Origin of the sequence: Rhizobium lentis, assembly GCF_017352135.1 — a bacterium.
In the GTDB taxonomy this organism is placed as follows: domain Bacteria; phylum Pseudomonadota; class Alphaproteobacteria; order Rhizobiales; family Rhizobiaceae; genus Rhizobium; species Rhizobium lentis.
In genome coordinates this window covers 2,501,556-2,522,179 of the sequence record NZ_CP071454.1, presented here as the reverse complement: position 1 = coordinate 2,522,179, position 20,624 = coordinate 2,501,556, and the positions used below count along the sequence as shown (strand labels likewise).

Sequence of the window (20,624 nt, the reverse complement as noted above, 5' to 3'; positions counted from 1 at the left end):
ATTATGACACAATTCCGTCACAATACAGCTCTTCTATTTTTGGTTGAATCAATTTTGGCAGAAGTTACTCGCATTGGGAGTCCACTTGCCGTAGCCCGTGGCCACCAGATTGGCGATGACGCGGCAGACATACCGCTTCTGCGCGGGGTCGTTATTCGGACCCGCATGGTATCTGGCTACCGCCATTGTCCAGGTCTCATGACGATCATGCAGGTTGCGGAGAAACTTCGCCGCATACTCCACGTTGCGATGAGGATCGAACATGTCCTCGGCGGAGGCGAAATTCTCGCCGTGATAATAGTGGTTGATCTGCATGCATCCGATGTCGATGAGCTTCGCCCCGCTGCTGCGGGCGGCATCGAACTGCCGCATCGCGTCCTGCTCCGAGGGCGGAAAAATCGCCTTGCCTTCGACATTCATGGCATAGGGATAGAGTGAGCCCTTGCGGCCGGTCTCCGTCAGACCGACCGAATAAAGGATACCTTCCGGAATGCCGTATTTGGCGGCAGCCGACTGGATTTCGCGTTCGCAGGCGCCGGTGGAAGCAGATGCCTCAGAGGTAAACGCCGCCGGCGCCGCTGCTGCGAGCACCGCCAGCAGAAACGTCTTCCACACCGGTCTCGCCTGCGCCATTGAAGCCTCCATCCGTCCGCTGTGCCGTCTGATTATGGCGCTCGCGCGCCTCGCCGCCCTTCCCCTGCTGGGGGAGCGACTGCTGCTGGGAGGCCTGACCCTGGCTGCCGGCCTGGGTGCCGACGTCGGCACGTTCGACCGGGGCCATGCTGATGGTGACATTGTCGACCGCATAGCCCTGGCTGCGCAGCGCTTCGAGAATCTTGCCGTGATCTTCCTTCAGCTGCCGATAGGCCGTGCCGGTTTCGACCTTGAGGTCGACGTTCAGGGCGTCGCCGGACAGGCGCATGGTCGCCGTCACCAGGCCAAGATCGATCGGGTTCATCTGGATCTTCAGCGTATTGACCACCTTGCCGGTGCTCGTCCATTCCGCCGCGTTGGAGAGCGCCGAGCTCGGCTGCATGGCGCGCGCCCATTCGGAGTCGCCGGAGAGGGCGGCTGTGACGGCGGCAGAATTCGTATTCTGCGCCAGGCCGATATAGCGGCGCGATTCGAGGACCGAGACGTTTTCGACCTCAGTCTTCTTCATGCCGTCCTTCGGTCCGGCCTGGTCCGCGCCGACGTGCACATCCATCGACACGCCGCGGCCATCGGCGCGGCTGATCCGGAACGTCCTGCCATCGGCGGCTTCCGCATTCTCCGCACCGGGAACCCTGGTGTCATCAGGCTTGACGCTTTCGACATTGCCGCTGACGGCCGCCAGGGCGTCGGACGCGTGGCCGCGCGTTTTCGCGTCGATGCCAGCGGTCTTCTCATCGACAGATCCGGTCTCGCCGGTCTTGTCGGAGGATTGATGAGCGGTGGCCGCGGCCGGCAAAGTGCCCGCCCCGCCGGCGGGTTCCTGCTTCAGCATGCCGAGCACATCGGAAATGCCGCCGTCATCGTCCTCGCTATCGATATCCACCTCTGTTTTCGAGAGGTCTGTCTTGGCGTGCTTGGCGCCCTTGGCGGCGCGCCCGGCCTCATCGGCGGGCTGGTCCTTGGCATCGAGCTTGCCGAGATCGACCGGCAACTTGGGTCGATCCCTTGCCGGCTTTGCGGCGGCCTTATCGACATTCGCGATCGTTTCCGGCGGCACGTCGGACTGCGCCTTCAGCGCGGCGTCGCTGAGATCGATCAACGGTTTGGCCCCGCTGCGGCTGCTGCGGATCGCCCGGGCCACCTTCCCGGCGTCGCTCTGATCCGGCTCCACATCGTCGGGCGCGTCGCCGACGGCGCTGCCGCTTGCCTTGGCAAGCACATCGGAGAAGTCGCCCTTCTGACCGGCGGCATCACCCTTTCCAGCCGTTTTCGCGGATTTCGCGGCCGCAGCCGCCTCCGCACCAGGGGCTCCGCCCGAGACGCTCAAATCCATCATTGTTCGTTGCCTTCCTGCGCCAGAAGACCATCGATCTCGTCGAGCTTCGATCGGCTGGTCGTCACAAATGCGTTGAATGAGGAGTCGGTATCCTGGCTTTGGCCAGTCGATGCCACACCTCCCGGAACAGGCTCGGGAGACGCGCCTGGCGTCCCCGGTCGCATGGCTATCGCCGCAGCCTTTTCAGAAGTGATTTCTTGATGAGAAGTGTTAGGACCGGATGCTTGCGTCAAACTTGCCGGATCCGGGGCACGCAGGATCTGATCGGCAACGAATCGCGCAGCCGCCTGCAGCGCCTGATCGCGCGGCGAGAGCGCATTGCCGTCGATGCCGCTGACATTCTTCGCTGCGCGGTCGATATCCTCTGTCGGAAGACCGGCCATACCACCATAAAAATCCGCGAGCGGGCCGAAGGGATTGTCGGTGCCGGCCCCAAGCGACTGCACGCGTTCGACCGCCATGCGCGCCAATTCGGGCTTGCCTGAGATCGCGGCGGCGCGGGCGATGCGCAGATAGACCTCGCGCTGGCGCGGCGCATCCATGAAGGACAGGATGTCGACGACATCCTGCGGTTTCACGTCGTGATGATGGGCGACGACGAGCTTGACGAAAAGATCGGCGAACTGGCTGGCATAGGGCGAATGGAGGAAGCGTCTGACATAACGCTGCGAATAGGCGAGCCCTCTGTCGACTATTCCCTTGTCGACGCAGATGGCGAGGGAACGGCGCAAGGCCGCCTCCTCGACGATCGTGCCGGGCGCGGCAAGACGCGCCTGATCGTAGAGACCCAGCGCATCTGTCGGTTTCGTGGCGATCAGCACGTTGCCGCCGATCAGCGCCAGGTAGGGGCCGATCTTCTTGTCGCGATATTCCCTGGCGGTTTCCTCCAGCGTCTTGGCGACGAGGAGCCCCTTGCCGGTCAGATATTTGCGCAGCACGTCGGTGACGCGGTTGTCGAAATAGCCGTTGACGTCATGGGCGATCAGATATTCGAGCGTCTGCGGATTTCCGCCGCTCATCGCATAGATCAGCGCGGCATCGACATTGCGGTCGTCATCGAAGATCGAGGTATCGGCCGTGCGCAGCCGCTCGTCGATGGTGCCCAGCATGAAGCGCTGCATCTCGCCGGCTGAATGATCGCCGGCGACGACCGAATCCTGTACGAACTGCAGCGACCGCAGCATCTTGTAGGGTGCAAGATCGTCCGGATCCTGCGCATTGCCTGCGGCCGGCGAAAGCATCGCCAGGCCGAGGGCCATAAATCCGATGTAGCGATGCTGCCGACGCGCCATCCGACTATCCTTATTCCGCCTGCACCAGGATTTCGATCCGGCGGTTGGCCGCGTTGAACGGATCGGCCGGCAACTTCAGCCGGCGGTCGGCGAAGCCGGAGACCTGGGAGATGCGCGTCTCGTCCAGTCCGCCGCGCACGAGCATGTAGTAGGCGCTCTGGGCGCGGTCCATCGAAAGCCGCCAGTTCTCGTTCTGCGTGCCCTTGTACTGGCGCCCGTCCGTGTGGCCGCGGATGGCGACTGCACCACCCCTCTCCCTGAGGATCGTACCGATCCTTTCCATGGCGAGCACCATCTCCTGGCGCGGAACGGCAGAACCGATGTTGAACATTGAATCGTCGTTCTGGTCGGAGATGCTGACCAGCAGGCCGCCTTCGGAAGCCGTTACGGTCAGGCCTTCGGCGAGCTTGCCCGCAACGCCGCCGATCTGTTGCGCGATCTGCTTCTGAAGCTGCTCTGCTTCCTTCTTCTGCTGCTCGGTCTCGTCAGCGCTCCTGTCGGCATCCTTCTGATGATCGGCGTCCTTCTGGGCGGCCTCCGCCTTGCCTTTAGCAGGCGCCTTGCCATCCGCCGGCTTGCCGTCGTTGGCCTCGGCGGCGCCGCCCTTGATTTCCTGGGCGTCCTTAGCGGGCTTCTGATCGGTCGCCAAAGGCACCGGCTTCATATTCTCGGCCTTGGCGACCTCCGTTGCCTTGCTCTCGGCCGGCTGTTCCTCGCTCTTGCCGGGCGGCAGGGATTTTCCAGCCGTCGTCACCTCGACCTGCTTCGTCCAGAAATCCGGATCGAAGGGATCGCGATAGGCTTGCCCGCCATCGGCGCCAGTGGCAGGGCCGGAGTCGGCCGCGCCGCCATCGCCCTTGGCGCTGACATTGGCCTGCTGGCCGACTTCCTGCGCTATCTCGGCTAGAACCGAATAAGGATTCTCGAAGAAATCGGCCTCGGAATAGTTGGTGTGGTCGCCCGAAGTCGATGTCTGGTCGTCACCGTCCGCGGCGGACTTGCCCTCTGTCGGATTGTCTTCCTTCTGTTTCGACTTTTCGTTCTTCTCCTCGCCCTCGGCATGGTCGACAGGCTTCTTCAGGCCTTTCTCGGTCGGCTTTTCGTCGGCAAGCTTGATCGGATTGAAATAGGTCGCTACCGCAGCCTTGGTCTCCTCGTTGGCGGCGTTGACCAGCCACATGACCAGGAAGAATGCCATCATCGCCGTCATGAAGTCGGCATAGGCAATTTTCCACGCACCGCCGTGGGCACCGTCGTGATCACCGCCGCCATGCCGCTTGACGATGATGATCTCGTTCCTGCCGTGGTGATGGTTTTCGCCTTCGCTCATTCGAGAACTTTCTTCAAGCTGGCCGCCCAGGCGGACATACGGGTAACGATGACGGACTCACCGATTTCGACGGCGAGATCGATATCATCTGCCTCATGGTGGCGAACCGCCGCGGCATGTTCGCCGAGCTCGGCCTTCAATAGGTCGAAGAGCCTGGTCGGTCCCCTGACGACGATCGGTCCGGCCGCGCCTTCCAGAATTGCGTCACGCAACAATGCGGCAAGGCTTTCGGCAGCCTTGGCCGCAAGCGCTTCCGTCATGACGGGCGCAATCGCCGTGGCCGCGCCGGCGCTGACCAGCAGAGCAACCTCTTCGGCGATATCGCGAACGCGGGATGCAATGACCGCCGCCGCCTCGACTTCATAGCGCAGCTTCAGTTCTTCGATCTCGCGCGCGTGGACCTCCGCCAGGGCGCGGGCCTCGCTTTCGTATTTCTCGGTCAGTTCGGCGGTCGCCGCGGCATGGCCTTGCGCATAGGCGTCGCGACGCTCCGCCTCGACGTCGATCGGCGGTTCGCTCGGCGTCTCCGGAAAAGCATCTCCGGCGAAATCGTCGATGTCGATGATCGGTGCCGACGGTTTCGGTTCGCCGAAATCCTTCAAGTACCGAGAAAGCGAAACGCTCATAGAATCCATCCAGCATCCGGGAGCTAGGCGGCATGCCCGCCCCGTTCAAATTGCCTTGCGCGCGACATGTCCTCGCAGCGAACAAGGGCTTGGCCTTGCGCCGGCATGATTTCGGACGATGCCGTCATGCCGGAAACTAGGAAGTCAAACTTGCGCGAAGATGAATGGCGCCGCCGCCACGATGATCGCGCCCAGCTCTATTCCAGCAGAATGAGGATCTTGCTCGCGGCCGTGTTGAGAATCGAGATCGCTTCGACGGCCATCTGCTTCTGGGTTTCGATCGCCTTCTGCCGGATCGAAGCCTCGTCCATATCGGTATCGACGAGCGCGCCGACGCTCTTGTCGATCGAATCCGACAGATTGGCGGCGTAATCGATCTGATCGTCGATACGCCCCTTCATCACGCCGATGGAGGCGGCCGTTGTCGTCAGCGAGGAGAGCAGCGAGTCGGTCACGTCAAGCATGTCGACGAGCTGCGCGTCGGTGGTGGTCTTGCCGATCGCGACTTCAGTGCCCGTCGCCGGCGTGGTCGAACCGGCGTTCAGCAGGTAATAGTTGCGCGGTCCCGCGCCGCTGTTGTTGATCGCCTGGGCATCGATCGCCTTGGTGAACAGGCCGCCGCTCGCATTGTTCTTGTCGATGAGGATGGTCTGCGACGAAGGGAAGTCGATGGTCTGAGCCTGGTATTCGCCGGTCGAGGAGCGCACGAAGCCCGAGATGACCGACCACGTCGGCGGCGCGGCCTTGTCGCTGTTCAGCAACCAGTTTTCGCCTGCAAACGACGTCGATTCGACGACGGTCTTCAGCTGCTCTTTGTATTCGCTGACTTCGGCATTGATCTTGTCCTTGTCGGTGCCGGGCTCTCTTGCCGCAACCAGCTTGGCGCGAATCTGGGTGACGAGATCGATCGCCGAATTCATCGCCGTGTAGGTCGCATCCACCTTGGCCGCGCCGAGACCGAGCGCATCGCCAACCGTACCGAGATTGGTGCTGTCCGAGCGCATGACGGTGGCGACCGACCAATAGGAGGCATCGTCGGCGGCCGTCTCGATCCGATATCCCGAAGAAACTTGCTGCTGGGTCTGACTGGCTTCTTTGTTGATGCTGCGTAGCACCGCAAGTGCATTCACCGCGGCCGCGCTGGTAATCTTAACGGTCATCGACAGGGTCTCGGAATAAGATGAAAGGGCAGGCCGGATTGCCGGCGGCGACTGAAATGGCGTCATGCCTCCGGCGAATTTCCACCGGCTGTCGCAAAAGCAAATCAACTCACGGCAAAGTTAACTCGATATCAACTTGTTCGGCAAGAGCGGCGCCGCGCGTGCTTCCCAGCGGCTTATCAGGCTGAGCAAACTATTGATATAAAAGAAAGAACCGCGCCGTTTCGGGCGCGGTCCGGAAGGTTTCCCGCTTGCGGCCGAACGGCGGCGCAAGATTCGGTCCAGCTTCAGCGACTGATTTAGCTGCGGAACAGCGTGAGGATGTTCTGCGCGCTGGAATTGGCGATCGACAGCGACTGGATGGCCAGCTGCTGCTGGGTCTGCAGCGCCGTCAGCTTGCTCGATTCCTCTTCCATGTCGGCGTCGACGAGGCGGCCGACGCCGGAGTCGATCGAATCGCTCAACGCTCCAACGAAGTTTTCCTGCAATTCGATGCGAGTGGAAATCGAACCAAGCTGCGATGCCGCCTTGGTCATGGCTTCCAGGCCGGCCTCGATCGACGTCAGGGCCATCGAAATTTCCACCGAACCGAAGGTGCTGATGTTCATCGAGTAGATCGAGCCGATCGTTCCGGATGATGTGCCGATAATGCCGGAACTCGTCTCGATCGTACCGGTCGATGTCATGCCGAAGAGAACATTGCCTGTGGAGCTTGTGTTCAAGACGTAGTCCGTCGTCTTGACCGAGACATTGCCGTTGCCATCGCGAACGAAGGTCGACACAACGCTCTTGGTGCCATCAGCGCCGGCAACCCAGTTCTCACCGGAGAAGGAAGCCGACTGGGCGATGCTCAGAAGCTGCTGCTGCAGCTGACCGATTTCTTCCTGGACCTTGGTCTTGTCGACGCCCTTTTCCGTCGCGGCGACGATCTTCGCCTTGATCTCAGTGATGACGTCGATGGCGCTGTCCATGGCGGAGTAGGCGGTGTCGACCTTGGCGGCGCCGAGACCGAGAGCGTCGGAAACGGCCGAAAGTGCCTTGTTGTCCGAACGCATGGTCGTTGCGATTGACCAATAAGCTGCGTTATCGGCCGCCTTTTCCACGCGGTAACCCGACGATACACGGTTTTGCGTGTCCTCGAGGCTGTTGTTGATTCCGCGGAGTGTCTGAAGGGCGGCCATCGCCGCGACATTGGTCAAAATGCTGGTCATGAAATGCTTGCCCCTTGTCGGCATCTGGGAAAAAGGGACATTCCGGAATGTTACCGGGAACGGGGATCAGCTTCATGCCTGTTAACCGGTTTTTAATATCGGTTAACCCGCCGTCTCGTTGAGCTGAGAAGACAGCATTATGGTTAATCAATCGTTAATGAAAATAAAAAAGCCGCGCTCCATCGAAGCGCGGCTCGATTCCAAATGCCCGCCGGAGACCGGCGGGCCGTTGTTTGCGCGGGGCTATTAGCCGCGGAACAGCGACAGGATGTTCTGCGAAGAGGAGTTTGCGATCGACAGCGACTGGATCGCCAGCTGCTGCTGTGTCTGCAGAGCGCTGAGCTTGGAGGACTCTTCTTCCATGTTGGCGTCAACGAGGCGGCCGACACCGGAGTCGATCGAGTCGCTGAGAGCGTTGACGAAGTCTTCCTGCAGGCCGATGCGGGTGGAGATCGAACCGAGAGCAGCGCCGGCACTGGTCATGGCCTTCAGAGCCGATTCAACGTTGGTCAGGGCCGACTGGATCTGGCCGAGCGTGAAGTTGGTGATGCTCATCGAGTAGATCGAGCCGGTCGCACCCGTCGAGGTACCGAGGATACCCGTGGAGGTTTCAACCGCGCCGGCGCTCATGCCGAACAGGACGTTGCCCATGGAGGAGTTCGAAAGAACGTAGTCGGTCATCTTGACAGAAACGGCGTTGGAGCCGTCGCGGACGAAAGTGGAAACAACGCTCTTCGTGCCGTTAGCGCCAGCAACCCAGTTCTCACCGGAGAAGGAAGCCGACTGTGCGATGCTCAGCAGCTGTGCCTGCAGCTGGCTGATTTCTTCCTGAACCTTGGCCTTGTCAACGCCGTTTTCGGTTGCGGCAACGAGCTTGGCCTTGATGTTGCCGACGACGTCGATGGCGCTGTCCATGGCGGCATATGCGGTGTCGACCTTGGCGGCGCCGAGGCCGAGGGCGTCGGAGACAGCCGAGAGAGCCTTGTTGTCCGAACGCATGGTCGTTGCGATCGACCAGTAAGCAGCGTTGTCGGAAGCCTTGCCGACGCGATAGCCGGAGGAAACGTGAGCCTGGGTTTCCTGAAGACCCTGGTTGATGCCGCGCAGAGTCTGGAGGGCTGCCATTGCAGCGTTATTGGTGTTGATGCTCGTCATAGTTTGTTTGCCCCTTGTTGGCAGATTTTAAAAAGGGACATTCCGGATTTTGGCCGGCCCACAGCGATCAGCATCATGCCTGTTAACCATCTCTATTAGGGTTAACTCGCCGTTTCGATGGGCCTAGAAGACAGCAAGATGGTTAAGGAAAGCTAAATTCAAAATAGAAATTTCGTAAAAATATCTGATGGTTAGCGAGATATTCATTAACCCAATTTTAAAACATTTCGCGGCCGGGAATGACCCGGCCGCGAAACTTGGAGCCTTTGCCGACCGCTCTTAGCGGAAGAGCGACAGGATGTTCTGCGAAGAGGAGTTTGCGATCGACAGCGACTGGATCGCCAGCTGCTGCTGGGTCTGCAGAGCGCTGAGCCTGGAGGACTCTTCTTCCATGTTCGCGTCAACGAGGCGGCCGATACCGGAGTCGATCGAGTCGCTGAGGGCGTCGACGAAATCGTCCTGCAGTTCGATGCGCTTGGAGAGCGAGCCGAGAGCAGCGCCGGCGCTGGTCATGGCCTTCAGAGCCGATTCAACGTTGGTCAGAGCCGTCTGGATCTGACCGGCGGTGAAGTTGGTGATGCTCATCGAGTAGATCGAGCCGGTCGCGCCCGACGAGGTGCCGAGGATGCCGGTAGAAGTTTCGACCGTACCGTTGCTCATGCCGAACAGGACGTTGCCCGTGGAGCCGCTGTTGAGAACGTAGTCGGTCGTCTTGACCGAAACCGCGTTGGAACCGTCGCGGACGAAGGAGGAAACGACGCTCTTGGTACCGGCAGCGCCAGCAACCCAGTTTTCGCCATTGAAGGAAGCCGATTGAGCGATGCTCAGGAGCTGCTGCTGCAACTGGCCGATTTCTTCCTGAACCTTGGCCTTGTCAACGCCGCTTTCGGTTGCAGCAACCAGCTTGGCCTTGATTTCGGTGACGACGTCGATAGCGCTGTCCATCGCAGTGTAAGCTGTGTCGACTTTGGCGGCACCTACGCCAAGAGCGTCGGAAACGGCCGAAAGTGCCTTGTTGTCCGAACGCATGGTCGTTGCGATGGACCAGTAGGCGGCGTTGTCCGAAGCGTTTTCAACGCGGTAACCGGAGGAAACGCGGTTCTGCGTCTGGTTGAGGCCGTGGTTGACGCTGCGCAGCGTCTGGAGAGCGGCCTGTGCGGAAGAATTCGTGTTAATGCTTGTCATAAGTCTGTCCCCTGGAAACTAGATACAAAAAGGAGGACATACCGGACTGTAGTACCGGCGATGACGGACCAGCTTCATGCTACTCGGCGCCTGCTTGTGTTGGCCCAAACCCGTCATGTCCAGGGCAATCTCGCAGCCAATGCTTGCCAACTTCTTAAAAATACGGTTCCTGCCCCTGCCCTCACACGGGATAGTTAATGTCTCCTCACAAGGCTTAGTTAATGGCTGCTGAAGAACATCTTTGGCATCCGAATTCGAGCGAAAAGAGCAAATTATACCGGCGCGCGGGGACGTTTTTCTGTGACAGGCGAGACCTTCAGGACAAGCAGGCGCTCACCGCGCCACCTGTTTCAAGCAAGCTTCGAATGGCAAGGTGGCAGGTGCCGGGATAGCATCATCGGATCGATCCACCCCTTGTCCGGGAGGAGGGATTATGCGCGCTCGGCGACCGACAGCCATGCCAGAACATTTCCTTCACGGAGTTGGGTTTTTGAACAGCAAAGTTTCGTTCTCTGCGGCATCCAGAGATTACCAGGCCGGCCGCTACACAAAGTCCTTGGCGGCGCTCAACCAACTCATCGATATTCAGCAGGACGCCAAGACCTATGCGCTGCTGGCCAAGAACCTCGTGCAGCTCGGCTTCAAGGCCGATGCCGCGAAAGCCTATGGCCTGGCCGGCAATTGCGAAGGACCGAACGCCTATGAATATCAGAAGCAGGCTGCCAAGCTGCATTACGAGACCGGCAACGAGGATGAAGCGCTGCTGATCGCCATGCGCAACCTCACCAAGGCGCAGGAAGATGCCGAACTCGCCTTCATCATCACCTCGATTTATCTGAAGCGCCAGCAGCGGGATATCATCCGCCCGTTCAAGACGGTTCTGTCGGAAAGCATGAATCCCGATCACCTGCGCCTGGCGGCCCTGCTGCTGAGCGACGATCTCAACGACGCAACCAACCAGGCGCTTGCGCGCAACATCTTCAAGCGTTTTCCCGGCAATCACGCCTTCCGCTTTCTCCACCTTGTATTCGCCCGTGAATTCAACGATTTCGAAGAGGCAGCCAAGCATCAGACGGTGATCGACGCGGCCCTGGCAAAGGGTGACGTGGAGATTTTGCGCAAGGACAACCCCTTCTATCATCTGCACTGGTGCGGCAACGAAGATTTCAACCGATACGCAACGATCGGCACTGCCCCGCTCAACCAGGAACGGGTCGCTTTCCGCCGCAACCAGCCGCACACATGGTCGAACAAGATCCGGATCGGCTACATGTCATCGGACTTCTGGGATCGCCACGCGACGATGAAGCTCCTGCAGCGCATTCTCGAACTGCACGACAAGGACAGGTTCGAGGTGACGCTCTTCTGCCATACAGGCCCCGAATACCTGAAACACAATGACACCGACCGCAGCCGCTGGGGCAGGATCGTGGACATTCACGGCTTCTCCGACCAGGCGGTGCTGGAAACCGTACGCGAGCACAATATCGACATCATGGTCGACCTGAAGGGTCATACGTCGGGCAGCCGCGCGACGGTTTTCAACCTGCCGCTCGCACCTGTGCATGTGGGCTGGCTCGGCTTTCCCGGCAGCACGGTCAATATCGACCTCGACTATGTCATCGGCGACCATTTCGTCCTGCCCGAGGTGGCCAAGCCGTTCTACCATGAGAAATTCTGCCGGCTTCCGGAAAGCTACCAGCCGAACGATCCGACGCATCGTCCGAAGCCTCGTCCGGTCACGCGTCAACAGCTCGGCCTTCCGGAAGAAGCCTTCATCTTTGCGTCCTTCAACGGCAACCGCAAAATCACGCCCGAGACGATCAACAGCTGGTGCCGGATCCTCAAGCGGGCACCGAACAGCGTGCTCTGGCTGATGGCGAATACGCCGCGCAACCAGGCAAACCTCTTGAAGCAATTTCAGGCGGCAGGCATTTCCGCCAAGCGCATCATCTTCTGCCCGCGCGCGCCCTACGAAGAACATATCGACCGTCAGCAGGCAGCTGACCTCGGCATCGACACCTTCCCCGTCAATGGCCACACGACCACCTCGGAGCAGCTCTGGGGCGGGCTGCCGGTCCTGACCCTCAAGGGGACGAACTTCGCCTCGCGCGTCAGCGAAAGCCTGCTCAGGGCGATCGACCTGCCGGAACTCGTCGCAAGCGACCTGCAGGCATACGAGGATCTCGCCGTCGAGCTGGCGCAGAATCCCGGGCGGATCGCCGAATTCAAGGAACATCTGAAGGAGAGGCGCTATATCGCGCCGCTGTTCGACGCCGAACGATTCTGCCATCATCTGGAGCAGGCCTACGAAATCATGGCCGAACGGGCCAAACAACATCTGGCGCCCGACCACATGGATGTTCCGGCGCTGCCGCCGCGCATGGCGCCCTTCGCCAGCGAGTGAGGCCTTCGATCTCAACGAAAAACCCGCCGGAGCGATCCGGCGGGTTTTTCGTTGGGAAAGGTAAAGGAGGGCAGCCGGTCAGCTGAACGAGCGCACCAGGCTTCCGACGAGCAGATTCCAGCCGTCGATCAGCACGAAAAAGAGAATCTTGAACGGCAGCGAGATCGAGGTCGGCGGCAGCATCATCATGCCCATCGCCATGGTGATGGTTGCGACAATGAGATCGATGACCAGGAACGGCAAAACGACAAGAAAGCCGATCTCGAAACCGCGGCGAATTTCGGAAATCATGAAGGCCGGGATCAGCACCCGGTAATCGATCGGATCGGTCGTCTGGATATTCTGTCCGCGTTCGCGCGCCAGGTCGACGAAAAGCGCCAGGTCTTTGTCGCGGGTATTGGCCGCCATGAAGGTGCGGAAGGGATCGGCGATACGCTGGACCGCCTCGGTCTCGTTGATCTGATTGGCAAGCAGCGGCTGTACGCCGTTCTGCCAGGCCTGATCGAAGGTCGGCGACATGACGTAGAAGGTCATGAACAGCGACAGCGACAGGAGGATCATGTTGGAGGGCGTCGAGGAGAGGCCCATGCCCGAACGCAGGATCGAGAAGGCGATGATGAAGCGCGGGAAGCTCGTCACCATGATCAGGATGCCCGGCGCGATCGAAAGGACGGTCAGCAGGCCGAAGGTGCGGATGATCCAGGCGGCGACCGAGCCATCGACCGGCACGTTCAACAAGTCAGTCGGCAGCTGCTGTGCCACCGCCAGTTCCGGTACCGTCATCATGGCGGCAAGGAAAACTATGAATCGAATCATTCGATGACAAAGGTCCTGAACATGACTTTCGATACCCGTCCTTGCGAGCGAAGGTCAACACGTTCCTGTATGTCATCCTTGAGATATTGAAAGCCCCGCGGCCCCTCGATCTGCTGCAGGGAAACGGTCCTGATATAGGCGAGGATATCCTGGTGAATATCCTCGGAAACCTTGACGTCAGGCGGCCCGTTGAACAGCAGCGCGACCTCGAGTCGGACCCAGTTTTCCGAGGGATAGGCAAGGTTGGAGGTGATCGGCTCGAGCTGGACGACGTTGTTGGCCTCGGTCGAGATGCGCGCCAGGCCCTCCTCGGCCTTCTTCTTGGCCTCGGCGTCCTTGGCCTGTTCGGCCTCCTTGGCGCCCTTGATTTCGGGCGCGACGATCGTGCCCACCGCCCAACCGCCGCCGGCGCCGACCAATGTCAGCACGGCGATGCCGATGATCGTCATCAGCGAGCCGGATTTCTTCTTCGATTGACCGAGGCCTGCATCTATGTGTGCCATCGTCGTTCAGCCTCAAAGCGGCGAGAAAAGATCGACGGCCTGCTGGCCGCGCGGCGGCTGCTGCACTTCCATCAGGCGGCCGCGGCCGCCATAGGAGATGCGGGCTTCGGCGATCTTGTCATAGGAGATCTGGTTGTCGGCGTTGACGTCCTGCGGACGCACGATGCCGGCGACGTTCAGGATACGCAGTTCCTGGTTCAGCCTGACTTCCTGCGAACCCGAGATGACCAGGTTGCCGTTCTCGAGAATACCGGTGACGACGGCCGCGACGAGCAGGGTGATCTTGTCGGTTCGCTCGATCTTGCCCTTGCCATCGGTGCTGGTGTCGGAACCATAGGTCAGATCGGTCTTGGATTCGGGCGTCCAGCCGAAGATCTGGGCATTGACGTCCCAGCTCATGCCGCTCGAATTGGTACGGCTGCGGTTGGTCTCGTTGTCGAAGGAAGCCTTGTCGTTGATCTGGATATCGACGGTCAGGATGTCGCCGACGTTCAAAGCGCGCGCATCTTTGAAGAGCGCAGCCTGCGAGTCGCTCCACAGCGAATAGCCCTGCGCCACGGCGCGCGGCTGCTTCGGATAGAGCGCCATCTGCGGCGTCTGGCCATAGGCGAGACCGCTGCCGATGGGGCTCATGGCGGGCGCACGGCCGATCTCGCTGACTGCCGTCGGGGACTGGCAGCCCGCAAGGAGTGCGAGGGCGGCGATCGCGGCCGGGAAACGCATGTTCATGAAGGATCCTTCGACGTATTGGGATCGGACGCACTGGCGATGATGCTGGCGATGACGGCGGCCTTCTGCGGGTCCATCTCGTTGAGGATGAGGCTCGACTGACGCGGGCCGAGCCGCATGATGACGGCGGAGGCCACCTCGATCTTCATATCCTGCAGCTGGAGTGCGGCGGCATCCGGCTTCATCTTCCGGTAGATTTCGGTGAGGCCGGCTTCCGCCTGCTTCAGGAAGTCGTCACGGCGCTTCAGCCAGTCCTGATATTCGGCCTTGCGCTTGTCCATCTCCGCCATGCGGGCGTCGATGTCGGCGCGGAGCCTTTCCAGTTCCTGCTTCTGCAGGAGGTAACGCTGGTCGCGGGCGGGATCGGCGATATTGGTGCAGAATTGCTTGATCTCGTCCTGAGAGGTGATGTCTCCCTGCGGATGCTCCTGCGCGAAGGCGCCGGGGATCGACAGAAGGACGAGACCGGCTGCCGGCAGCGCCAGCCGGCGCAGCAACTGCAGGACCGTCATGTCAGGGTTGATGATCTTGATCATTGCAGCACAAGCTCCGCCTGCAGGGCGCCCGCCGATTTGATGCCCTGGAGAATGGCGATGATGCCATCCGGTTTCACGCCGATATTGTTGAGGCCGGCGACAAGGGTCCTGAGGTCGGGACCGTCGATGATGGCAACGCGCCCGCCGGTCTGCTCAGCCGCGATATCGGTCTGCGGCTGGACCGCGGTCCGCCCGCGCGAGAAGGGTTCGGGCTGGATGATCTGCGGCGTCTCGGTGACCTGAACCGTCAGAGTGCCGTAGCTGACGGCGACCGGCGATACGCGCACGTCGGAGCCGATGACGATCGTTCCTGTGCGCTCGTTGATGACGACCTTGGCCGGCGTATCGGTTTCGACGATCAGATTCTCGACATCGGCCATCAGCCGGGTGAGATCGGCCGTGCGCGGCTTCTGAATCACCACTTCCTGCGAATCCTTGGCTTCGGCGACCGGGCCGCCGAAGCGCGCGGAAGCATAGCCATTGACGATGTCGGCAATGCGGATCGCCGTCGAGAAGTCGGGATTGCGCAGCTGCAGGACGAGATTGACCGAATCCTTGAAGTGAGATGGCAATTCGCGTTCGATGATGGCGCCGCCGGGCACGCGGCCGGCGGTGGTGACGCCTTCGGTCACGGTCGCCGCCTGTCCCTGCGCCTGAAAGCCGGAGACGATAACGGAGCCCTGGGCGACAGCGTAGATCTGACCGTCGGCGCCGGAAAGCGAGGTCATGACGAGTGTGCCGCCGCGCAGCGAGGTCGCATCACCGAGCGAGCTCACCGTGACATCGAGGCGGCTGCCGGGGCTTGCAAAGGGCGGCAGGTTGGCGGTGACCATCACGGCCGCGGTGTTCTTCGCGTTGGACTGGCCGCCCTGCGTGGAGATGCCGAGATTCTGGAGCATTGCCCGCATCGACTGCTCGGTGAAGGGCGAGGCGCGGAAGCCGTCGCCAGTTCCCTGCAGGCCCACGATGAGGCCGTACCCGATCAGCTGGTTATCGCGGCCGGCCTGAAGCGAAGCGATATCCTTGATGCGGGACGTCAGCGCCCAGGCGGGCGCTACGTCGGCCAGACTCATGGCGACGACCGCAACAAAGGTGACGATACGGAAAAACATTTTCATTTCGCCCTCACATGGATCGTGCCGTCGGCGAGCACGGTACCGCTGACGATGACACCGGAATCCATATTGCGCGCGCGGATCATCTGCCCCGTCGCGCCGTCTTCGAGCGGCGTGCCGGCGGCTGAGATCGTCATCGCGCCGAGCGTGAAGACCAGGCGGATCGACGAGCCGCGCGTCACGGTATAGGGCTCGCGCAGGGCTGAAACCGAGATTGTGCGGCCCGGCAGCAGCGTGCGTTTGGAAACCAGACCTTCGACCTGCGAAATCGATTTGGCGTAATCTCCGGCGAGGTTGGGATTGGTGACCTCAACCTCCTGAAGCTGGCTGCCCGACAATGTGTCGCCGGGGTAGATGATCGTGGTCGGGACGACGGCATAACCCATGCCGGCGTCGGCGCCCGCGGGCACGACGATGCCCGCGACTGCGATCATGGCTGCCGCCATCCATCCCGAGATATGTCTCGCCCGGCAAAACATCATGTTTCGGCCCTTCCCTTTACTTCAGGTTCTTGCTGACGATGGAGGCCATTTCATCAGCGGTGGTGATCACCTTGGAATTCATTTCGTAAGCGCGCTGGGCCGATATCAGCTCGGTGATTTCCTTCACCGGGTCGACGTTCGAGGATTCCAGATAACCCTGCTTCATGTAGCCGAAACCTTCCTCGTCGGGATTGCCGATGACGGCGTCACCCGAGGCCGGGGTTTCCTGGAAGAGGTTGTCGCCGATGGGCTGGAGGCCCGCCTCGTTGACGAAATCGGCAAGGGTCAACTGGCCGAGCACGGTCACATCAGTCGACCCCGGCAGCTTGACCGAAACCTCACCGGAGCGGCTGATCGTCAGTTCGGTCGAACCCTGCGGGATGGTGATGCCGGGGAGAACCTCATAACCGTCGATGGTGACGAGCTGGCCCTGGTCGTTCTTGTTGAAGGCGCCGGCGCGGGTATAGAGCGTCGTACCGTCGGTCGACTGGATCTGGAAGAAGCCCTTGCCGATTAGCGCGATGTCGAGGTCGTTGCCGGTCTGGGTGAGTTCGCCCTGGAGATGCAGGTTGCGGACCGCCGAGGTCTGGACGCCGAGGCCGATATTGGCGCCTTCCGGAACGACGGCCTGGTTGGCGCGGTTGGCGACACCCTTGGCCCGTTCGGTCTGATAAAGAAGATCGGTGAACTCGGCGCGGGCGCGCTTGAAGCCCGTCGTGTTGATGTTCGCGATGTTGTTGGCGATGACTTCGAGGTTGGTCTGCTGGGCATCCATGCCCGTTGCTGCAATGGCGAGCGCTCTCATGTGTTCGTCCTCAAATCAGTTACATCTGCATCTTGGTGACTTCGAGAAAGGCCGAGACGACCTTGTCGCGGATGGCAATCGCGGTCTGCAGCGTCTGCTCGGCCTGGAGCATGGAATCGACGACTTCACGGGTCGTCGCCGTGCCCTTGATGCCGGCGAAAGACATGCTTTCGGCGCCTTTCAGGCTGTTGACCGCGTCGGTCGCCATGCTGCCCATGACCGAGGCGAAAGTCAGGCCGCCCGCCGAACCGGCGGTGCCCGGCATGGTCGTTGCGGCGGACGAGGCGGAATTTTCGGTTTCGACGGCGCCGAGCGCGCGGGTCATCGAAAGGTTGCTGACATTCTGGACGCTGCTGATCATGGATTATTGGCTCTTCAGAAGATCGATCGTGGACGAGATGAGGTCGCGGGTCTGCTTGATGGTCTGCAGGTTGGCGTCATAGGAACGATTGGCTTCACGCATGTCGGCCATCTCGACCAGGATGTTGACGTTCGGCAATTTGACGACGCCCTTGGCGTCCGCCGCGGGATTGCTGGGGTCGAATTCGGTGCTGAAATCGCCTTCATCGACGCCGACCTTCTTGACGTTGACGGTCTCGACGCCGCTCGTGCGGTCCATCTGCTGGCCGAAGGTGATCGTCTTGCGGCGATAGGGGTCCGCACCGGGCGTGTCGCCGGTCGAGCGGGCATTGGCGATGTTTTCCGAGACGATGCGCAGGCGCGTCGATTGCGCCTCGAGCCCCGAACCGGCAATTTTCATAGCTGCGGAGAGCGGATCCATGGCGATTATTTCCTGACGGTCATCAACATCATTCGGTTGAAGGAGCTGACCAGCGAGGTGTTCAGATCGTACTGGCGCTTGATGTCACCCGACTTGGAAAGCTCCTCGGCCAGCCCGACGGTGTTGCCGGATTCCTGGATGCCGATCTCCTGGTCGAGTGCAGCGTCCTTGACGTCGATATCGCCGGTCTCGCTGAAATCGTTACCGCTCAGATGCGCCGGATTGGTGCGCGTCATGGTAATGTCGGACCTGTCCAGCACGGCATCGAAGGGTGTCACGTCCTTGGCGCGGAACTTCGGGGTATTGGCATTCGCGATGTTGCCGGCAACAACCTGCTGACGGATCGTCAGCCATTCCGCCTGTCGCGAAGCCAAGTCGAAAAGTTGGATCGGTTGCATGAGAACTCTCCGTTTTTACTACCCCGAAGCTAGTGCGGTAATCTTGCGTGGGACTTACGGGAATTCGGCCTCCGACGTGCTTTCGGCGAAGGCCGCCACAATAAAAGGGCTCCGGCCGGTTCGCGGCGGAGCCCTTTGTCTTCGACTCTACGAAGAGGTTCAATCGTTCTTGTAAATCTCGCCCTTGGAGGTGATGATCACCCACTTGCCGTCGCGCTGCTCGAGCGTTGCGAGGCGGCTTTCGTCAGGCAGCACCGAGCCGATGCGCACCACATACATGCCCGAGGGATCCTCGATCAGCGCCCGGCCGTTGGACACATGCAGCAGACGGAAGGCAGACTTGCCCGGGAACGGCTGGTCTTCCAGCATGGCGGCACCATCACGCTCCCTGCCGAGATTGGAGACCGTCGCCGTCGTCAGCGCATCGACCGGCGGAACCTTCTTGGCCGCCTCGTTCTTGTTGACCATGGCAAGCGGTGAGACGCTGAAGACGTTACGGGCCGGCCAATCCGGCAGTTCGCGCGAATTGCTGCTGGTGGCGACATTGATGCCAAACTTGTCGGCATTGAAGAACACGTACCAGGGGAAAAAGGCGGAGGCGCCGGCAAGCGCCAGGCCGGCGAAGGTCAGAAACCGGTCCTGGGTGGCGGTCTTCCCGCGCGGCTTCAGGGAAGCGATGCGTTCGTCGTCGAATTCAGCCACGTCTATCTCCTCTGGATGGGGGCGCCCTGATTGCCCATGCCGGCTGCAGCCTTGAGCGCGCTGGCGAGATCGGCAAAGGCGTCGACCGAGTCACGATCGCCCGGAGACTGTTTCAGGACGTCGTAAATGATGGGGACCTGCTTGACGGCCATGTCGAGATCGGGATCGGCGCCCTGGCGGTAACCGCCGATCAGCCGCAGGTCGCGCGTTTCCTCGAAGCGGTGGATCAGCACCTTCAATCGCGACACCAGCTTTTCCTGATCCGGCGTCCATGCCTTGCGGGCAAGGCGCGAGATCGAGGCGAGCGGATCGATCGGAGGATAGCGCCCTTCTTCGGCAAGGCTGCGCTGCAAGACAATATGGCCGTCGAGGATGCCGCGCGTCGAATCGGCGATCGGGTCGTTGTGGTTGTCGCCGTCGACGAGGATAGAGATGATCGCCGTAATCGTGCCGGCGCCCTCGGGGCCGGGACCGGCGCGTTCGAGCAGGCGCGGCAGCTCGGTGAAGACGGACGCCGGATAACCGCGCGCGATCGGCGGCTCGCCGGAGGCGGTCGCCACCTCGCGGATCGCATGGGCAAAACGGGTGACGCTGTCGACGACGAAGAGAACGTTCTCGCCCTTGTCGCGGAAATGCTCGGCGATGGTGACCGCCGTCAGCGGCGCCATCTTGCGCAGCATCGGGCTTTCATCGCTGGTCGCGACGACGGCAATCGCCTTTCTCATATTGCTGCCGAGCGTATCCTCGATGAACTCACGCACCTCGCGGCCGCGTTCGCCGACCAGCGCGATCACCACCTTGTCGAAGGCGTCGGCGCGGGCGAGCATGGACAGAAGCGTCGACTTGCCGACACCGGAGCCGGCGAAGATACCAAGGCGCTGGCCGAGGCAGAGCGGCGAGAAGATGTCGATCGCGCGCACGCCGGTCTTGAAGCCGGTCCCGACCCGCTGGCGGGTCATCGACGGGGGCGCCGTATTGGAGATCGAGCGACGATCGAGGCCGTCCGCGATCGGACCCAGCCCGTCGATCGGCTCGCAGAGCGAATTGACGGTGCGCCCGCACCAGCTGTCGGACGGCGAAATGCGGAAGGCGCCCTTGCGGATGACGGTGTCATGGATGCCGATCGGCTCGCCGGGCTCGATCGGGCAGACGTAGATCAGCTCCGGCTCGACACGAACGACCTCGCCGAGATGGACGCCGGAGGCGGATTTATGAGCCACGAATTCGCCGAGGCGAACATGGCGGGAAAGACCGCGAACGGTGTAGTGGCCGGCGGCAATGGTCTGCACGCGACCGCCGTGGGCGACCGCGAATTCCGGCGATGCATATTGGTCGACAAGACCCGCCAGATGCGCCAGCTTCGGGGAAAGACCGTCCTCGGACAGTAACGTGGTGCTCATT

22 protein-coding genes are annotated in these 20,624 nt (G+C 61.2%); 1 reads left to right on the top strand and 21 read right to left on the bottom strand.

Translation table 11 applies throughout. From position 1 onward, the window contains the following. Positions 1-48: 48 nt before the first annotated feature. The 9 genes from J0663_RS12170 to J0663_RS12130 all read right to left on the bottom strand — a co-directional run bounded on the left by J0663_RS12170 (position 49) and on the right by J0663_RS12130 (position 9,949). Positions 49-633, bottom strand: coding sequence for a lytic transglycosylase domain-containing protein (locus J0663_RS12170; protein ID WP_207240586.1), 585 nt, complete (start codon positions 631-633; stop codon positions 49-51). Beyond that, entirely contained in the window at positions 554-1,990 is a 1,437-nt protein-coding gene (gene fliK, locus J0663_RS12165) for a flagellar hook-length control protein FliK (RefSeq protein WP_207240585.1), read from the bottom strand. The genes J0663_RS12170 and fliK overlap by 80 nt, the downstream gene beginning before the upstream one ends. Further along, a complete protein-coding gene (gene motC, locus J0663_RS12160) occupies positions 1,987-3,282 on the bottom strand; it encodes a chemotaxis protein MotC (RefSeq protein ID WP_207240584.1) in 1,296 nt (431 codons plus the stop codon). The genes fliK and motC overlap by 4 nt, the downstream gene beginning before the upstream one ends. A 10-nt stretch (positions 3,283-3,292) precedes the next feature. Then, positions 3,293-4,612, bottom strand: a complete 1,320-nt coding sequence (locus J0663_RS12155) for a MotB family protein (protein WP_207240583.1) — start codon at positions 4,610-4,612, stop codon at positions 3,293-3,295. Continuing rightward, positions 4,609-5,238, bottom strand: a complete 630-nt coding sequence (locus tag J0663_RS12150) for a hypothetical protein (protein ID WP_207240582.1) — start codon at positions 5,236-5,238, stop codon at positions 4,609-4,611. The genes J0663_RS12155 and J0663_RS12150 overlap by 4 nt, the downstream gene beginning before the upstream one ends. A 197-nt stretch (positions 5,239-5,435) precedes the next feature. Continuing rightward, on the bottom strand, positions 5,436-6,398 hold the full coding sequence (locus tag J0663_RS12145; RefSeq protein ID WP_207240581.1) for a flagellin N-terminal helical domain-containing protein: 963 nt from the start codon (positions 6,396-6,398) through the stop codon (positions 5,436-5,438). Positions 6,399-6,697: 299 nt separating this feature from the next. Continuing rightward, positions 6,698-7,609 (bottom strand): flagellin N-terminal helical domain-containing protein, encoded by a 912-nt coding sequence (locus tag J0663_RS12140; protein WP_207240580.1) that lies wholly within the window; start codon positions 7,607-7,609, stop codon positions 6,698-6,700. A 246-nt stretch (positions 7,610-7,855) separates the two neighbouring features. Continuing rightward, on the bottom strand, positions 7,856-8,764 hold the full coding sequence (locus J0663_RS12135; protein WP_207240579.1) for a flagellin N-terminal helical domain-containing protein: 909 nt from the start codon (positions 8,762-8,764) through the stop codon (positions 7,856-7,858). Positions 8,765-9,043: 279 nt separating this feature from the next. After that, complete coding sequence (locus tag J0663_RS12130) at positions 9,044-9,949, bottom strand: flagellin N-terminal helical domain-containing protein (protein WP_207240578.1); 906 nt, start codon at positions 9,947-9,949, stop codon at positions 9,044-9,046. 490 nt (positions 9,950-10,439) lie between these two features. On the opposite strand from J0663_RS12130, the gene J0663_RS12125 reads away from it, so the two are divergent. Then, on the top strand, positions 10,440-12,356 hold the full coding sequence (locus J0663_RS12125; RefSeq protein WP_207240577.1) for an O-linked N-acetylglucosamine transferase, SPINDLY family protein: 1,917 nt from the start codon (positions 10,440-10,442) through the stop codon (positions 12,354-12,356). Positions 12,357-12,434: 78 nt separating this feature from the next. On the opposite strand, the gene fliP is transcribed toward J0663_RS12125, so the two are convergent. The 12 genes from fliP to fliI form a co-directional block, all read right to left on the bottom strand. Beyond that, positions 12,435-13,172, bottom strand: a complete 738-nt coding sequence (gene fliP / locus J0663_RS12120; RefSeq protein WP_207240576.1) for a flagellar type III secretion system pore protein FliP — start codon at positions 13,170-13,172, stop codon at positions 12,435-12,437. After that, positions 13,169-13,675 (bottom strand): flagellar basal body-associated FliL family protein, encoded by a 507-nt coding sequence (locus tag J0663_RS12115; protein WP_207240575.1) that lies wholly within the window; start codon positions 13,673-13,675, stop codon positions 13,169-13,171. Before J0663_RS12115 ends, fliP begins: the two co-directional genes overlap by 4 nt. A gap of 12 nt (positions 13,676-13,687) precedes the next feature. Then, positions 13,688-14,404: a flagellar basal body L-ring protein FlgH gene (gene flgH, locus J0663_RS12110; protein WP_064681130.1), complete on the bottom strand. Its 717-nt coding sequence runs from the start codon at positions 14,402-14,404 to the stop codon at positions 13,688-13,690. Continuing rightward, on the bottom strand, positions 14,401-14,940 hold the full coding sequence (locus J0663_RS12105; protein WP_207240574.1) for a MotE family protein: 540 nt from the start codon (positions 14,938-14,940) through the stop codon (positions 14,401-14,403). Before J0663_RS12105 ends, flgH begins: the two co-directional genes overlap by 4 nt. After that, entirely contained in the window at positions 14,937-16,058 is a 1,122-nt protein-coding gene (locus J0663_RS12100) for a flagellar basal body P-ring protein FlgI (RefSeq protein ID WP_207240573.1), read from the bottom strand. Before J0663_RS12100 ends, J0663_RS12105 begins: the two co-directional genes overlap by 4 nt. Further along, entirely contained in the window at positions 16,055-16,537 is a 483-nt protein-coding gene (gene flgA, locus J0663_RS12095) for a flagellar basal body P-ring formation chaperone FlgA (protein ID WP_207240572.1), read from the bottom strand. Before flgA ends, J0663_RS12100 begins: the two co-directional genes overlap by 4 nt. A gap of 16 nt (positions 16,538-16,553) precedes the next feature. Next, positions 16,554-17,342, bottom strand: coding sequence for a flagellar basal-body rod protein FlgG (gene flgG / locus J0663_RS12090; protein WP_207240571.1), 789 nt, complete (start codon positions 17,340-17,342; stop codon positions 16,554-16,556). A 19-nt stretch (positions 17,343-17,361) separates the two neighbouring features. Beyond that, positions 17,362-17,703 (bottom strand): flagellar hook-basal body complex protein FliE, encoded by a 342-nt coding sequence (gene fliE / locus J0663_RS12085; RefSeq protein ID WP_207240570.1) that lies wholly within the window; start codon positions 17,701-17,703, stop codon positions 17,362-17,364. Positions 17,704-17,706: 3 nt separating this feature from the next. After that, complete coding sequence (gene flgC / locus J0663_RS12080; RefSeq protein ID WP_064693821.1) at positions 17,707-18,123, bottom strand: flagellar basal body rod protein FlgC; 417 nt, start codon at positions 18,121-18,123, stop codon at positions 17,707-17,709. 5 nt (positions 18,124-18,128) lie between these two features. After that, on the bottom strand, positions 18,129-18,521 hold the full coding sequence (gene flgB / locus J0663_RS12075; RefSeq protein WP_207240569.1) for a flagellar basal body rod protein FlgB: 393 nt from the start codon (positions 18,519-18,521) through the stop codon (positions 18,129-18,131). A 159-nt stretch (positions 18,522-18,680) separates the two neighbouring features. Next, entirely contained in the window at positions 18,681-19,223 is a 543-nt protein-coding gene (locus tag J0663_RS12070; RefSeq protein ID WP_207240568.1) for a flagellar protein, read from the bottom strand. 2 nt (positions 19,224-19,225) lie between these two features. After that, entirely contained in the window at positions 19,226-20,623 is a 1,398-nt protein-coding gene (gene fliI, locus J0663_RS12065; protein ID WP_207240567.1) for a flagellar protein export ATPase FliI, read from the bottom strand. Position 20,624: the final 1 nt, after the last annotated feature.

Excerpts from the sequence above, each read along its gene's own strand:
- motC (WP_207240584.1), bottom strand. The coding sequence starts at position 3,282 with ATGGCGCGTCGGCAGCATCGCTACATCGGATTTATGGCCCTCGGCCTG.
- fliI (WP_207240567.1), bottom strand. The coding sequence starts at position 20,623 with ATGAGCACCACGTTACTGTCCGAGGACGGTCTTTCCCCGAAGCTGGCG.
- J0663_RS12150 (WP_207240582.1), bottom strand. The coding sequence starts at position 5,238 with ATGAGCGTTTCGCTTTCTCGGTACTTGAAGGATTTCGGCGAACCGAAA.
- J0663_RS12130 (WP_207240578.1), bottom strand. The coding sequence starts at position 9,949 with ATGACAAGCATTAACACGAATTCTTCCGCACAGGCCGCTCTCCAGACG.
- fliE (WP_207240570.1), bottom strand. The coding sequence starts at position 17,703 with ATGATCAGCAGCGTCCAGAATGTCAGCAACCTTTCGATGACCCGCGCG.
- J0663_RS12115 (WP_207240575.1), bottom strand. The coding sequence starts at position 13,675 with ATGGCACACATAGATGCAGGCCTCGGTCAATCGAAGAAGAAATCCGGC.
- flgB (WP_207240569.1), bottom strand. The coding sequence starts at position 18,521 with ATGCAACCGATCCAACTTTTCGACTTGGCTTCGCGACAGGCGGAATGG.
- J0663_RS12140 (WP_207240580.1), bottom strand. The coding sequence starts at position 7,609 with ATGACCAGCATTTTGACCAATGTCGCGGCGATGGCCGCCCTTCAGACA.
- flgC (WP_064693821.1), bottom strand. The coding sequence starts at position 18,123 with ATGGATCCGCTCTCCGCAGCTATGAAAATTGCCGGTTCGGGGCTCGAG.
- flgH (WP_064681130.1), bottom strand. The coding sequence starts at position 14,404 with ATGAACATGCGTTTCCCGGCCGCGATCGCCGCCCTCGCACTCCTTGCG.
- flgA (WP_207240572.1), bottom strand. The coding sequence starts at position 16,537 with ATGATGTTTTGCCGGGCGAGACATATCTCGGGATGGATGGCGGCAGCC.
- J0663_RS12135 (WP_207240579.1), bottom strand. The coding sequence starts at position 8,764 with ATGACGAGCATCAACACCAATAACGCTGCAATGGCAGCCCTCCAGACT.
- J0663_RS12155 (WP_207240583.1), bottom strand. The coding sequence starts at position 4,612 with ATGAGCGAAGGCGAAAACCATCACCACGGCAGGAACGAGATCATCATC.
- J0663_RS12170 (WP_207240586.1), bottom strand. The coding sequence starts at position 633 with ATGGCGCAGGCGAGACCGGTGTGGAAGACGTTTCTGCTGGCGGTGCTC.
- J0663_RS12105 (WP_207240574.1), bottom strand. The coding sequence starts at position 14,940 with ATGATCAAGATCATCAACCCTGACATGACGGTCCTGCAGTTGCTGCGC.
- flgG (WP_207240571.1), bottom strand. The coding sequence starts at position 17,342 with ATGAGAGCGCTCGCCATTGCAGCAACGGGCATGGATGCCCAGCAGACC.
- J0663_RS12100 (WP_207240573.1), bottom strand. The coding sequence starts at position 16,058 with ATGAAAATGTTTTTCCGTATCGTCACCTTTGTTGCGGTCGTCGCCATG.
- J0663_RS12145 (WP_207240581.1), bottom strand. The coding sequence starts at position 6,398 with ATGACCGTTAAGATTACCAGCGCGGCCGCGGTGAATGCACTTGCGGTG.
- fliP (WP_207240576.1), bottom strand. The coding sequence starts at position 13,172 with ATGATTCGATTCATAGTTTTCCTTGCCGCCATGATGACGGTACCGGAA.
- fliK (WP_207240585.1), bottom strand. The coding sequence starts at position 1,990 with ATGATGGATTTGAGCGTCTCGGGCGGAGCCCCTGGTGCGGAGGCGGCT.